General features: G+C 66.9%; 12 protein-coding genes. 4 read left to right on the top strand and 8 right to left on the bottom strand.

Annotation, left to right across the window (positions count from 1 at the left end):
* Positions 1-135 precede the first annotated feature (135 nt).
* The 3 genes from AC5RU7_RS15125 to AC5RU7_RS15115 form a co-directional block, all read right to left on the bottom strand.
* Positions 136-2,961: an aconitate hydratase gene (locus tag AC5RU7_RS15125; RefSeq protein WP_494052919.1), complete on the bottom strand. Its 2,826-nt coding sequence runs from the start codon at positions 2,959-2,961 to the stop codon at positions 136-138.
* 164 nt (positions 2,962-3,125) lie between these two features.
* Positions 3,126-4,520 carry a class I SAM-dependent RNA methyltransferase gene (locus tag AC5RU7_RS15120; RefSeq protein WP_494052918.1) on the bottom strand — a complete coding sequence of 465 codons (1,395 nt, stop codon included), beginning with the start codon at positions 4,518-4,520 and terminating at the stop codon, positions 3,126-3,128.
* Positions 4,517-6,493: an APC family permease gene (locus AC5RU7_RS15115; protein ID WP_494052917.1), complete on the bottom strand. Its 1,977-nt coding sequence runs from the start codon at positions 6,491-6,493 to the stop codon at positions 4,517-4,519. Before AC5RU7_RS15115 ends, AC5RU7_RS15120 begins: the two co-directional genes overlap by 4 nt.
* Before the next feature lie 119 nt (positions 6,494-6,612).
* Between AC5RU7_RS15115 and AC5RU7_RS15110 the strand changes: the two genes are divergently transcribed.
* On the top strand, positions 6,613-7,287 hold the full coding sequence (locus AC5RU7_RS15110; protein ID WP_494011028.1) for a potassium channel family protein: 675 nt from the start codon (positions 6,613-6,615) through the stop codon (positions 7,285-7,287).
* Positions 7,284-8,036 carry a potassium channel family protein gene (locus AC5RU7_RS15105; RefSeq protein ID WP_494052916.1) on the top strand — a complete coding sequence of 251 codons (753 nt, stop codon included), beginning with the start codon at positions 7,284-7,286 and terminating at the stop codon, positions 8,034-8,036. Before AC5RU7_RS15110 ends, AC5RU7_RS15105 begins: the two co-directional genes overlap by 4 nt.
* Positions 8,037-8,051: 15 nt before the next feature.
* On the opposite strand, the gene AC5RU7_RS15100 is transcribed toward AC5RU7_RS15105, so the two are convergent.
* The 4 genes from AC5RU7_RS15100 to dut form a co-directional block, all read right to left on the bottom strand.
* Positions 8,052-8,831, bottom strand: a complete 780-nt coding sequence (locus AC5RU7_RS15100) for a DUF3159 domain-containing protein (RefSeq protein ID WP_494052915.1) — start codon at positions 8,829-8,831, stop codon at positions 8,052-8,054.
* Positions 8,828-9,172 carry a single stranded DNA-binding domain-containing protein gene (locus tag AC5RU7_RS15095; RefSeq protein WP_494052914.1) on the bottom strand — a complete coding sequence of 115 codons (345 nt, stop codon included), beginning with the start codon at positions 9,170-9,172 and terminating at the stop codon, positions 8,828-8,830. Before AC5RU7_RS15095 ends, AC5RU7_RS15100 begins: the two co-directional genes overlap by 4 nt.
* A 4-nt stretch (positions 9,173-9,176) precedes the next feature.
* Positions 9,177-9,881, bottom strand: a complete 705-nt coding sequence (locus AC5RU7_RS15090; RefSeq protein WP_494011024.1) for a DUF3710 domain-containing protein — start codon at positions 9,879-9,881, stop codon at positions 9,177-9,179.
* Between the two features lie 100 nt (positions 9,882-9,981).
* Positions 9,982-10,506 carry a dUTP diphosphatase gene (dut, locus tag AC5RU7_RS15085; RefSeq protein ID WP_494052913.1) on the bottom strand — a complete coding sequence of 175 codons (525 nt, stop codon included), beginning with the start codon at positions 10,504-10,506 and terminating at the stop codon, positions 9,982-9,984.
* A gap of 148 nt (positions 10,507-10,654) precedes the next feature.
* Here dut and AC5RU7_RS15080 point away from each other — a divergent pair, with 148 nt between their 5' ends.
* Together AC5RU7_RS15080 and sepH are read left to right on the top strand one after the other, a co-directional pair.
* On the top strand, positions 10,655-11,143 hold the full coding sequence (locus AC5RU7_RS15080; protein ID WP_494052912.1) for a DUF3093 domain-containing protein: 489 nt from the start codon (positions 10,655-10,657) through the stop codon (positions 11,141-11,143).
* Between the two features lie 179 nt (positions 11,144-11,322).
* Positions 11,323-12,720: a septation protein SepH gene (gene sepH / locus AC5RU7_RS15075; RefSeq protein ID WP_494052911.1), complete on the top strand. Its 1,398-nt coding sequence runs from the start codon at positions 11,323-11,325 to the stop codon at positions 12,718-12,720.
* 8 nt (positions 12,721-12,728) lie between these two features.
* Here sepH and AC5RU7_RS15070 read toward each other — a convergent pair.
* Positions 12,729-13,812 (bottom strand): HNH endonuclease signature motif containing protein (locus tag AC5RU7_RS15070; protein WP_494052910.1); only part of this gene is annotated, 1,084 nt, incomplete at its 5' end.

Below are 13,812 nucleotides of genomic sequence, written 5' to 3'. Positions count from 1 at the left end.
TCCTTCAGGTGGTAGACGTGCCGTTTAACTCTAACGCCTTGGTCCACGGGACCGGACGCGCCTGCACAGCCGAAGCCCCGGCTGGTCGGTGACCGGCCGGGGCTTCGGGAGATGCTGCCTGCTGGGCAGTTCCCGCTAGTTCGCGGAAATCTGGCGCAGCACGTACTGCAGGATGCCGCCGTTGCGGTAGTAATCCGCTTCACCCGGGGTGTCGATGCGCAGCACGGCATCGAACGTGGTGGCGGAACCGTCTTCGGCGGTTGCCGTGACCTTGAGGGTCTTGGGCGTGGTGCCTTCGTTCAGGGCGGTGACGCCCTCAACGGAGAACGTCTCCGTGCCCGTCAGGCCCAGCGACGCAGCTGACTCGCCGGCCGGGAACTGCAGGGGCAGGACACCCATGCCGATGAGGTTGGAGCGGTGGATGCGCTCGTAGCTCTCGGCGATGACGGCCTTGACGCCCAGCAGGGCGGTACCCTTAGCTGCCCAGTCGCGGGAGGAGCCGGAACCGTACTCCTTGCCGGCCAGGACCACCAGCGGGGTGCCGGCTGCCTGGTAGTTCTGCGCTGCGTCGTAGACGAACGCCTGCGGGCCGCCTTCCTGGGTGAAGTCGCGGGTGTAGCCACCTTCGACGCCGTCCAGGATCTGGTTCTTGATGCGGATGTTCGCGAACGTTCCGCGGATCATCACCTCGTGGTTACCGCGGCGGGAACCGTAGGAGTTGAAGTCCTTGCGCTCCACGCCGTTGGCCAGCAGGTACTGGCCGGCCGGGGTGTCGGACTTGAAGGAACCGGCCGGGGAGATGTGGTCGGTGGTGACCGAGTCGCCCAGCTTCAGCAGGACGCGCGCGCCCGTGATGTCCTTGACCGGCTCCGGCTGCGCCTGCATGCCCTCGAAGTACGGGGGCTTCCGGACGTAGGTGGAGTTCGGATCCCAGGCGAAGGTGTCGCCTGCCGGGGTGTCCAGTGCTTTCCAGCGATCGTCGCCGTCGAAGACGCCTTCGTAGCCCTTGGCGAACATTTCCTTGTCGATCGAGGAATCGATGACCTGCTGGACCTCAACCGGGTTGGGCCAGATGTCCTTCAGGAAGACGTCGTTGCCGTCGGTGTCCTTGCCCAGGGCATCGGTTTCGAAGTCGAAGTCCATGGAACCGGCCAGGGCGTAGGCGATGACCAGCGGCGGGGAGGCCAGGTAGTTCATCTTGACGTCCGGGTTGATGCGGCCTTCGAAGTTGCGGTTGCCCGAGAGCACCGCGGCGACGGCGAGGTCATTGGCCTGGACAGCCTCGGAAATCTCGGCTTCCAGCGGGCCGGAGTTGCCGATGCAGGTAGCGCAGCCGTAGCCCACGATGTAGAAGCCGAGCTTCTCCAGGTAGGGGGTCAGGCCGGACTTCTCGTAGTAGTCGGTGACCACCTTGGAGCCGGGGGCGACGGAGGTCTTGACCCACGGCTTGGCGGTCAGGCCCTTTTCGACGGCGTTGCGTGCCAGCACGGCGGCGGCGAGCATGACCGACGGGTTGGACGTGTTGGTGCAGGACGTGATGGAGGCGATGGTGACAGCACCGTGGTCCAGCTCGAACTCGCGTCCGTCAGCCATCTTGACCGGCACCGGGCTGGAGATGCGTCCGGCGCCGCCGTGCGCTGCCGAGTACTTCGGCGGTTCGCGGTCGGTGTCGGAGACGTGGGTCGCTCCGGCGGTGAAGGACGGGGCGTCGGAGGCCGGGAAGCTTTCCTCAAGGGACTCGTCCAGGGTGCCGGCATCGGCGTCGTGGGAAACGTAGTTCTTGAGGTCGTGGCGGAACTCGTCCTTGGCCTCGGTGAGCTCGATGCGGTCCTGCGGGCGCTTGGGGCCTGCGATGGACGGAACAACGGTGGAGAGGTCCAGTTCCAGGTACTCGGAGAACTTGATGTCGCGGGACGGATCGTGCCAGAGGCCCTGCTCCTTGGAGTAAGCCTCCACGAGGGCAACGTTCTGCTCGGAGCGGCCGGTGAGGCGCAGGTAGTCCAGGGTGACGTCGTCGATGGGGAACATCGCGGCGGTGGAACCGAATTCCGGGCTCATGTTGCCGATGGTGGCGCGGTTTGCCAGCGGCACAGCGGCGACGCCCTCACCGTAGAACTCGACGAACTTGCCCACAACACCGTGCTTGCGCAGCATTTCGGTAATGGTGAGCACCACGTCGGTGGCGGTGGCGCCGGCCGGGATGCTGCCGCTGAGCTTGAAGCCGACGACGCGCGGGATGAGCATGGAGACGGGCTGGCCGAGCATGGCTGCCTCGGCTTCAATGCCGCCGACGCCCCAGCCGAGCACGCCCAGGCCGTTGACCATGGTGGTGTGCGAGTCGGTTCCGACGCAGGTGTCGGGGTAGGCGCGGAGGGCGCCGTCAACTTCGCGGGTCATGACGGTGCGGGCCAGGTATTCGATGTTGACCTGGTGCACGATGCCGGTTCCCGGCGGGACCACCTTGAAGTCGTCGAACGCGGTCTGGCCCCAGCGCAGGAACTGGTAACGCTCACCATTGCGCTGGTATTCGATCTCCATGTTGCGCTCCAGCGCACCGGAGTTGCCGAAGGCGTCGATCTGGACCGAGTGGTCGATGACCATTTCGGCCGGTGCCAGCGGGTTGACCCGCTTGGGGTCGCCGCCCAGTTCCTTGACCGCTTCGCGCATCGTCGCCAGGTCAACCACGCAGGGAACGCCGGTGAAGTCCTGCATGATCACGCGTGCCGGCGTGAATTGGATTTCTGTATCAGGCTGGGCATTCGGGTCCCAGCCGGCCAAGGCGCGGACGTGATCGGCAGTGATATTCGCGCCGTCCTCGGTCCTCAGCAGGTTTTCAAGCAATACCTTGAGGCTGAACGGAAGGTTTTCTGCACCTTCAACGGAGTTCAACCGGAAAATTTCGTACTCGGTTCCGGCTACATTAAGTTTGCCTTTTGAACCGAAGCTGTCCACAGTGCTCATCGCAGGACTCCTCTCGCAACAGTTTCATCTTTGTCGCGCGGTTGACCGCCTGCTAGTTAGGACGCCCTAATTACTTTCGGGCCCGAAAATTGCACACGGCCGGCCGTGAATACGGGCGCGACGTGGGACTACTACGGTCATCGTAGTCGATAACCGCGGCGGCATCACGGGCGGGGAGCAAGCAGCGCCACTGTTTCAAGGTGGTGGGTGTGGGGGTAGAGGTCGAACGCGCGCAGGCCGGCCAGGTCCCAGCCGGACTGGCGGAAGTAACCCACGTCACGGGCGAACGACGCCGGGTCGCAGGACACGTAGGCAATGGCGCGCGGGTGCGCCGCGACGAGCTGTCCCACCACGGACTTGCCGGCACCGGCCCGGGGAGGGTCCAGGATGAGGGCGTCAAAGTCCCGCGGTTTCTGGCGCAATACCCGCTCCACGCGGCCCTGGATGATCTCCACCTGAGGGGCGGCGTGGAGGTTTTTGCGGGCGTCCCGGCTGGTCCCGGGGGCGCCCTCCACGGACAGGACTGAGCCGGTCTCCCCCACGGCGTCGGCCAGCACGGCGGTGAACAGGCCCGCCCCGGCGTAGAGGTCAGCCACCACGGCACCGGCATGAAGGAACCCGCCGCCGTGCAGGAAATCTGTGACAGCCCCCACAAGGGCGTCGGGCGCGTCGCGGTGGATCTGCCAGAACCCCGCGCCTGTGACGCGGTAGTCGTGGCCCGCCGCCGATTCCTGCACCCAGGTCCGGCCGCGGAGCTGAGTGACGTCCTCCGTGACCGGATCGAAGGACGCGACGGACACGTCCGCGGGCAGTCGGGCCGCCACGGCGGCCAGCCGCTTTGCCTTCGTCCCCGGCGCCGGGGCGAGAAGCACCAGCGGCCGTGACCCGTTGGCCGGCGCGGCCACCTCCACCCGTTCGATCCCCTGCAGGTCCAGGTTCCACAGCTGCAGGGCGTTGATGGCGTCGGTGGCCAGCGGCATGTCCCGCACTGGAACAATGTGCGTAGACCGGTGTGCATGCATCCCGAGCTTGCCGCCGGGGGTGACCGAAAAGCTGGCCCGCGTCCGCCACGCGAGGCCCGTGCCGCCGTCGGACGCTGCTTCCCCATCGCCGGCGCCGGCACCCACCGGCTCCACTGCCGGGGAAAGTTCGACGCCGGCCAGCCGGCGAAGCTGCTCGGCCAGCACGTCGGCCTTGAGGCTGCGCTGCCGCTGGAGGGTGATGTGCCCGAACTCAGCACCGCCCACTGGCGGACGGCCCTGCTGCCAGGCACGGCCTGAATCCGCAGGGCGCCAGAAGTGCTCCACCCGGTCAGGTGACGCTTCCAGTACTTCGATGACATCGGCCCGCCAGAACTTGGCTTTGTCCTCCGCATCCGTCAGGCGCACGCGGACCTTTTCGCCGGGGATGGCGTGCCGGACAAAGATGACCCGCCCCTCGTGGCGGGCCACGCAGTGCCCGCCGTGGGCCACCGGTCCGACGTCGAGGACGGCTTCTTCGCCGCTGTGCCCGCCGGCCTCCGGCGTAGCGGCAGGGGTGGTGGAGGTTTTGGCGGTCATTGGACGTCCTGGAGGTTCTTTGCTTCTTCGGATGATTTGAGCTGCCAGGGAACGCTGGCCACCATGACCCCGGGTTCGAAGTGCAGCCGGGTCTTGATGCGCAGTGCGGTCTGGTTGTGCACCAGCTGCTCCCACCACTTGCCCACGACATATTCGGGGATATACACCACGATAAGGTCGCGCGGGGAGTCCAGCCGCATCTGCTTGATGTACTCCATGATCGGGGTGACGGTTTCGCGGTAGGGACTGGCCAGCACGGTCAGCGGCACGGGGATTTCGAGTTTTTCCCAGTCGGCGACGGTCTGGGCCGTTTCCTCCGGATCTATGTCCACGGTGATGGCGTCAAGGCGGGAGGGCCGTGACGCCCGTGCATACGCCAGAGCCCGCAGGACCGGCTTGCGCACATGCGAGACCAGGAGCACCGCATGCACCCTGGTAGGCAGGGCCCGCGGGGACGCGTCCTCGTCCACCGCCAGCTCCCGCGCCACGTTGTCGTAGTGGGCTTTGATGCTCCACATGATCAGGTACAGGATGAACATGGCCAGCAGGGCAAGCCAGGCGCCCTGCTCAAATTTGGTGACCAGCACAATGCCAAGGACGGTGGCGGTCATGCCGAAGCCGACGGTGTTGATCGCACGGGACTTGGCCATCCGTCGTCGGACTGTCTTGTTCCTCGTTACCTTCAGCTGCCGCCCCCAGTGCCGGACCATTCCCAGCTGGCTGGCGGTGAAGGAAATGAAGACCCCCACGATATAAAGCTGGATGAGCTTGGTGACGTCGGCATTGAACGCCAGGATGAGCACCAAAGCCCCAGCCGCCAGGGCCACGACACCGTTGCTGAAAGCCAGGCGGTCGCCCCTGGTCCGGAGTTGGCGCGGAAGGTAGCCGTCCTGGGCAAGGATTGAGCCAAGGACGGGAAACGCGTTGAACGCAGTGTTGGCGGCGAACACCAGGATGACGCCGGTCGCTGCGACCACAATGTAGAACAGGATGGAACCGGGGCCAAAGATGGTCTGGGCGATCTGGCTGATGACAGGGTTCTGGATGTAACCCTCAGGCAGCGGGCTGCCGTTCAACAGGAGTTCGGTGGCGGGGTCCAGGACGACGTGGACCTTGGTGGCATTGGCGAGGTAGATGATGCCTGCCAGCATGGAGGCGCCGATGACGCCCAGCAGAAGCAGGGTTGTAGCGGCGTTCTTGCTCTTCGGCGGCCGGAAACTGGGTACACCGCTGCTGATCGTTTCGATTCCGGTGAGCGCTGCGGCGCCGGAGGAGAACGCGCGAAGCAGCAGGAAGGCACCGGCCAACCCCACCAGCCCTTCATCGAAACCGGCTGCGGGCACGATCGTGAAGGCCGCTGACGGCGCCTCCCCTAATTGGCCGGTGGCCGCCTGGTATATCCCCACGGCCGTCATGCCGAAAATTGATGCGATGAAGATGTAGGTGGGTAATGCGAAAAGGGTGCCGCCTTTGCTAGCACCCCGCAGGTTGAGCAGTGCCAGGATGACAATCCCGACGGCGGCGATCAGCGCCTGCTGCCCATACAGTGAAGGGATGGCGGTGGCCAGGTACGCCGCGGCGGAGGACATTGACACGGCCACGGTCAGGACATAGTCCACCAGCAGGGCAGACGCCACCGTAATGCCCGCGTTCTTCCCGAGGTTTTCACCGGCGATCTGGTAGTCCCCACCTCCGGAAGGATACGCGTGGACGTTCTGCCGGTAGGAGGCAACCACGGTCAGGAGCACCACCATCACGGCCAGCCCAACCCAGGGGGAGAAGGCCACTGCACTGACGCCGGCCAGGGCGAGCGTCAGCAGGATTTCGTCCGGTGCGTAGGCTACGGAGGACAGGGCATCGGACGCGAAAACCGGCAGTGCAATCTTCTTTGGAAGCAGGGTGTGGGAAAGCCGGTCGTTCCGGAACGGCCTGCCCACCAGCACGCGTTTGACGGCGTTCAGTATTGTCAGCACCCCACAAAGCTAGTCTGATTCCCTGGGGTTGTCATGACGGCCCCTTGACAGGGGCAACGCCGGATGCTGGCGGTAGAGTTCTAGCTGCACAACCTGCACAGGATTACAGAGGAGATACGGTGGCGCATTTCGTGATCATGGGATGTGGCCGGGTGGGGGCGACGCTGGCTCATACGCTGGAGGACGCCGGGCATTCCGTGGCCATCATCGACCAGGACGACCGCGCCTTCCGCCGGCTCCGCCAGGGGTTTACCGGCCGCAAGGTCACCGGTGTCGGCTTTGACCGTGACACCCTCAAGCAGGCCGGCGTCGCCGAAGCCTACGCATTCGCGGCCGTGTCCAGCGGCGACAACTCCAATATCCTCGCCACCCGGGTGGCCCGCGAAACGTTCCACGTCCCGCACGTGGTGGCCCGGATCTACGACCCCGGGCGGGCGGAAATCTACCAGCGGCTGGGCATCCCCACCGTGGCCGCGGTGCGCTGGAGCGCAGACCAGGTCCTGCGGCGCATCCTTCCCGAGCAGCACCTGGCGGGTGATTTCCGTGAGCCCTCCGGACGCCTGGTCCTGGCTGAACTGGACCTGGACACCGGCTGGATCGGACACCGGATCAGCAGCATCGAAAAAGCGGCGGACGTCCGGGTGGCATACCTTACGCGCTTCGGCGAGGGCATGCTCCCCGATGCGGGAACCGCCTACCAGGACGGCGACACGGTGCACGCCATGTTGCAGGTGGACCGCAGCGCGCACGTCGCCCAGATCCTGGCCAAAGCCCCCGCCAAGGAGTTGCAGTGAAAGTCGTTATTGTCGGCGCGGGAAGCGTCGGGTCATCCATCGCAAGGGAACTGCTGGCCCATAAGCACGAAATTTTGCTGATCGACCTGAAGCCGGAAGTGATCGGCCGGAGCGGACTGCGCGGCGCACACTGGCTGGTGGGCGACGCCTGCGAGCTGAGCACACTGCAGGGCGCGAAAGTGGAAGAGGCGGACGTGGTGGTGTCAGCCACCGGCGACGACAAGGTCAACCTTGTGGTGTCCCTGCTCGCCAAGACCGAATTCGGCGTCGGCCGCACCGTGGGCCGCGTGAACAACCCGAAGAACGACTGGATGTTCAACGATTCCTGGGGCGTGGACGTGGCCGTCAACACGCCGCAGCTCATGACAGCGCTGGTGGAGGAGGCCGTGGAAATCGGCGACCTGGTCCGGCTCCTGACCCTCCAGACCGGAGTGTCGTCCCTGGTCGAATTTACCGTGCCGCACGATTCGCACGTGATTGGCCGGACGGTGGGGCAGATTGACTGGCCGGAGGATGCCACCCTGGTGGCAATCCTGCGCGACCACGCCCCCATCACGCCCAGCCGCGACGACGTTATTGACGGCGGCGACGAGCTGTTCTTCGTGACAACCATTGCCGCCGAGGACCAGCTGCGCGCCCTGCTTTCACCCGAGGCGGCCGACTCGATGGAGGAAGAGCATCAGGAAGAAGGGGTGCCGGCAGGCCGCGCGGAACAGCAGGCCCTCGAGGACGACGGCTTCGACGGCTAATGGCCGCGGGGCCCGTCAGGCTTTCGGCGCCGGTTCCCCGCCCGTCAGGTCCTTTGCCGGCGCAGGACGGGTCACCAGCCAGGCCACCCAGACGCCCAGGATGTACAGCGGGGCCCCCATCAGGAGGCGGGTGGTGGCAAGTGCGGCAAGGCCTTCCGGGCCCATCAGGTACAGCGGCACCTGGACGAGAAGCCGGAGCGCCAGGACCGCCACGATGATCCAGGTCCCCAGCCGGTAGGCCTTGAGCCGGCCCGGGTCCTTGCGCCAGTCGAGGCCTTCGTTCCGGATGAACCCGAACAGCAGTCCGGCCACCGGCCACTTGACCAGGATGGAGATCACCATTGCGATGATGTACGCCGCGTTGGTGAAGAACCCCGGGAGGTAGAAGTCCTCGGCCTTTCCGGTGGTGTTGGCCAGCCAGGCGGAAATTCCGACGCCGACAACGCCGGCGAGTGCCTGGGTCAGGGGCCGGCGCTGGATGAGGCGGACCACGGTGAACACGGCAGCGGTGCCTAGCGCGGCAACCAGCGACGGCGGAAGGTCCTGCGTGATGGTGAACGCAACCAGGAACACCAGTCCCGGCATGATGCTTTCCGCGATGCCCTGGACTCCACCGGCACTGCGCAGGACATCCACCCGGCCGTCGTGCGTCCTGTGCAGTCCTGCCTTGGCCGCGTATTCCGCGGCGAGGCCAGCCACAGGCGAGGACTCCTGCGCTGTCCCCGGCTCCTGCTCCGGGCCGTTGTTCCCGGAACGGGATCCTCCGGAGGACGGGTCGGGCTGGGGCGAGGTCATTCGTTCTCCTGACGGGACAATATCTCGTAGCGGGGGTTGAACATGGTGGGCAGGCCCTCGCTCCGGGACAGCATTCCCTCGAGGCGGAGCTCGGTGCCGGCTTCGATGCCGGGCACCCGCCTGCGTCCGAGCCACACCACCCGCAGCCGGGGATGCCGCCCCGCTGCAGGTCGCTGCCGGCCGGGCCCGGACTCGGAGACGATAGCGCTGAAAGCGGCGCTCCGGTCCGCCGGGACGTAGGTGATGGACTCGATCCGTCCCTGGCAGAGCACCCGGCCCTTGACGGGCAACTGGCTGAGGGGGGTGGTGCGGCCACCGTCCCTGGATGCTCCGTCCTGCACGGAATCAGCCAATCTGGGTGATTTCGGGGCCACGCTCCGGTTCCTGCAGGCCGGGAGCAGCAGGCGGGGGCGTGGCAGTGGCATCCTTCGGCAGGCGCAGCTGGAGGAGGTCACGGGGCGGCATGGGGCTGTCGCCCCGGACTACCACTACCTTCTTGAACAGGGCTTCGAGGGGTCCGGCCGCCTCACGGTCCAGTGCTGCGGCGCCGCCCAGGACGCCGCGGAGGAACCAGCGGGGACCGTCGACGCCGATGAAGCGGGCCACGCGGTAGCCCTGGCTGCCGTCGGGCAGGCCGGCGGGAAGCTTGGCGACGAGTTCCGTCCCGAACTCACCCTGCACCTCCTCGACCTGGCCGCCTTGGGCGCCCACTGACTGGCCGATCTGGCCGCGGATTTCCTCCCACAGCTCTTCGGTCTTGGGCGCGGCAAACGCCTGCAGCTGAAGGCTCGAACCGTTGAGATCCATGGTGACGGCCACCACCCGCTGGGTGGCTTCCTCAACTTCCAAACGCAACTGGAGGCCCTCGCTGGGCGTGATCAGGAGCGCCCCGAGGTCAACGTAGCCGTCGCGGCTGCTGATTTCGGATGCATCGAAAGGGCCGCTGGCACGGCGTCCGGTGCTGCCCGCTTCGGCGTCCGCGAGCGTCAGCGGTTCGTCCGGTTCGGCCGCCTGTTCCTTCTTGGCTTTCCTGCCGAGCCCAAAGACCATCAGGGTGTCTCCTTAGTTGTGAAGTTCCGGTCCGGCCTGGGGAGGCCCCGCCGTCGTGCTTGTGCCGGCCGCCGGCGTCTGCGCCGGCACGAAACCGGCGTTAGGGAAAGGTGAATCCGCCGGTTGACCCGAACCCTCCGGTGCCGCGTACGGATTCGCTCAATTCTGCGACCGGGACGAACTGCGCGTGCTCGACGCGCTGGATGACCATCTGGGCAATTCTATCGCCGCGCCGCAGTTCGATGGGCTGGCTTGCGTCGGTGTTGAGCAGGGTGACGGAAATTTCGCCGCGGTAGCCGGCGTCCACCGTGCCGGGAGAATTGACGATAGTGAGACCGTGTTTGGTGGCCAGACCGGAGCGCGGATGGATCAGGGCCACGAAGCCATAGGGAAGCGAGATGGCCACTCCGGTGGGAACGAGCTTGCGCTCACCCGGCTGCAGGACTACATCCTCCCGCGCCCGGAGGTCAGCGCCGGCGTCGCCCGGGTGCGCGTAGGAAGGTGCTGCCAAACCGGGGTCCAGCATCTTCAGCTGGACCTGCAGGGTGGGTGCCGGGTAGTCCGCGCCCGGGGCTGCGGGTGCTTCGTGGAGGGCAGTGTCGAGTGTGGCGGGATGATCAGTCACAGTCACTCACTCTAACCCCCGCGCCCGCGCCGAACCTAGGCGTCCCGCTTATGGCACGGGAAGGGGCAGCATGACCCCCGGTGCAGTGCCGACCCGGGACACCCGGCGCCAAGATGAAATAGCGGGGCAAAGGTGGAAAGCTTGGCGTATGCCCGAATCAAGCTCCCCTTCGCCCGTGCCCAATTCTTCGTCCACGGGAGCGTCGGTGACCTACAAGGAAAAGCTTTGGCCCAACCTGTGGATCTGGATCATCGCGGCGGGTGTTTCGGGCGCCGGAATCCTGGTTTTTGCCCCCATCAGCGCGGCCGCCGGTTTTACTGCGGCAGCGGTGCTCTTTGTCATCATCGCGGTGCTCCTGTTGCTGTCCACTCCCACCATCCTGGTGACCGGGGACACGCTGACGGTGGGCCGAGCCACCATCGAGCGCAAGTTCGTGGGTGACGTGAAGGAATTCCGCGGCGAGGAAGCAACGGCAGAGCGCGGGACGCGGCTCAATGGCCTTGCCTACCTTTGCATACGGGGCTGGATTGATCCCGTGGTGAAAATCGACATCACGGACCCCGCGGACAGCACACCCTACTGGCTCACCTCCACCCGGCACCCGGCCCAGCTCACGGCAGCCCTGACCCGCAGGTAGGGCTGCCGCTCCGGCAACCACTTCCCGGCCCCTCTGCCGCCGCCGGCCCTGATCCACAGTTGCGGCCCCCGGTCCCCTGATACGGCGGAAAATCGCGGCACGCCCGGCCCCTTGAGGCAAAACACGTACACCGGGTGGCAGAGTTTCGATTGATAGTAATGCCAGGGTGGAGGATTTGGATGCAGGATCTACGGCTTGTGGGCGTGCACGACGACGGGACGCACCTCCTGTTGAGCGGAGCCGGCGGCGAGATGTTCCAGCTGCCGATCGATGAAGCCCTGAGGACGGCAAGCAGATCAGCGGCAAAGCGGCCCGCCGACCGGCCTGCCATCCCCATGTCCCCCCGGGACATCCAGGCGCGGATCCGTGCCGGTGCCACGGCCGCCGAGGTTGCGGAATTGTCCGGGCTGCCGCTCGCCAAGGTGGAGCGCTATGAGGGGCCGGTCCTGGCGGAGCGCGAGTACGTGGCCCAGCAGGCCCGCAAGGTGGAAGTTGCCACGCCCTCCCCCGGCCACGACGTGTACCGCGCGGCGTTCGGCGACAGCCCGGCCACCCTGGACGATATGGTGGCCCACCGGCTGTCCGCGCATGGAATCGATCCTTCAACAGTGGAGTGGGACTCCTGGCGCCGGCAGGACGGGACCTGGACCGTCTCGGCCAGCTTCGAACCCCAGACCGGCGGTACGGCCGGCATCGGCGAGGAACCACCGGCGTTGTGGACCTTCAACCCAGTCCGGAAATCCCTGCAAAACACCAACCGGTGGGCGCAGCAGCTGAGTGAACTGGAGCCGCTTGACGGTCCCGTTCCCGCGCGGCGGCTCTCAGCCGTCTCGGACAGGCCCTTCGACTTCGAGGCCGATGCGGACAACGTCCGTTCCGGCCACGGCAACCAGGCCGGACCTGCCCAAGGTCCGGGCAAGGACCCTGACGGGCTGCTCGACATGCTGCGCTCCCGCCGCGGACAGCGCCTGGGCGTGGACGAGGATTCCGACGACGCCCTCGCGCTGCTGCTGACCCATGGCGTACCGGCAGCCCACCCCCGTCCGTCGGAGGTCATCCCGGAACCGGAGGAGCCGGAGACCGGGCCGCAGGACGATATGGAGGACGCACCCGCCGCCAAGGGGGATTCCTTTATCCGCCGGCGCGACGCCCGTCCCTCCATGATGTCCAGGCTCAGCCTCATCCCGCCGCACCGCGATCCGGTGGAGGAGGCCCTGCGGCTGCACGACGGCGTCAGCACAGACACCCGCGAAGTCACCATCGTCGCCTCCCCCACCCGTCCTTCGGGCACTGCTTCGGCCGGAGCGTCCCCAACCGGTACCGACGAGAGTGGCACCGACCAAACGGGCGACGATTCGGAGCCTGCAGCAGCCAGTGGGGCCGCTGCATCTCCTAATGTCGGCCTGAACGAATTGCTGGGCGGAAATCCTCGGCGCAGGGCACCGCGGCACGACGACTCCACACCCGCCACGGGCCAACTGCCCGAGACGGAGGCACCTGAACGCCAGCCGTCCAGGCCGAAGCGGTCCAGTGTCCCGTCCTGGGACGAGATCGTTTTCGGCACCCGCGGCGACTGAGGACCTAACTAGGACAGGCTCTCCACCAGCACGTGTTCGAGATAGCTCCACTCCGCCGGCAGCTCTGCAGGCAGCTGACCTTTTGAGCGTTTTTCCCCAGGCAGGACTTGCCCGGCCAGGAGTCCGGCTGGCAGGTGTGGTGGTTCCCAGTCCTGGGGTTCGCTGTTGTAGGTGCGGCCTGCCGGGGAGGTCCAGCCCGGCGGGCGGTCCTTGCTTGCGGGGGTGGGTTCCCAGCCGCTGCCGTGTTTCATCCGGTGATGTTTTGGGCAGAGCTGTCCCAGGTTCCTGAGGCCGGTGGTCCCGCCGTGATGCCAGGCGAGCAGGTGGTCGGCTTCGTTGTCGAGCGAGGCGTTGCTGCAGCCGGGGAACGGGCACTTGCCGTCCCGCAGCCGCAGCCACCGCCGCATTGCAGCCGGTATCCGGTAGTTCTTTCGGCCGATCTCCAGCGGCGCCCCGTCCCGCGGGTCCACCAGTACCCGATAGAACGACGCCGCCCCCTCGGCCACGAGTTGCCGGGCCATCGACGCCGGAACCGGGCCATGACCATCCAGCACCGCGGGCTCGTCAGTGACCCCCAGCAGCGACAACACCGGCACGGTGACGAGCACCTGCGCCGCCGGGGACGGGACCTCTGCCAGGCCGGCCGCTGCCCCGGCGCCCGGCGCAACACTGCTCCCGGCGCCCAGGAGCGCCGCAGCCCCGATATCCGCCATCAGTTGGGAAAGGGTGCGCGGCTCATCCGGGCCCTGGAGGCCGCGGGCCAATGCCCTGGTCCGGTTCCATGCCGCGTTGGCCTGCTCGGCGGGCAGCAACAGCGAGACCCAGCCCATCCCGTCGCGGTCCGGAGAATACTCCATCCGCCGCTGGGCCACACCCCGGGTATGCCGGGTTTCGATCGATTCCGGGTGGTGGCGTTCCCGCCAAGACCGCACCTTCCGCCGCAACCTCGCCGGCGGCAACTCCCCCGCCACACCCCCGGGCCCGGCCCCAAGTGCGTCAGGACCAGCCGCGCCGGGGGTGAGGAAGTGAGCTTCCAGGGCCGCCGCGCCGGCGGCGTTCAGGCCCGTGGCCTCGTCCACCAGGACCTGGGCG

It is taken from the genome of Arthrobacter sp. K410C (genome assembly GCF_059090105.1).
The sequence above is the reverse complement of the archived record's forward strand: the minus strand, read 5'-3'. Positions and strand labels throughout refer to the sequence as shown.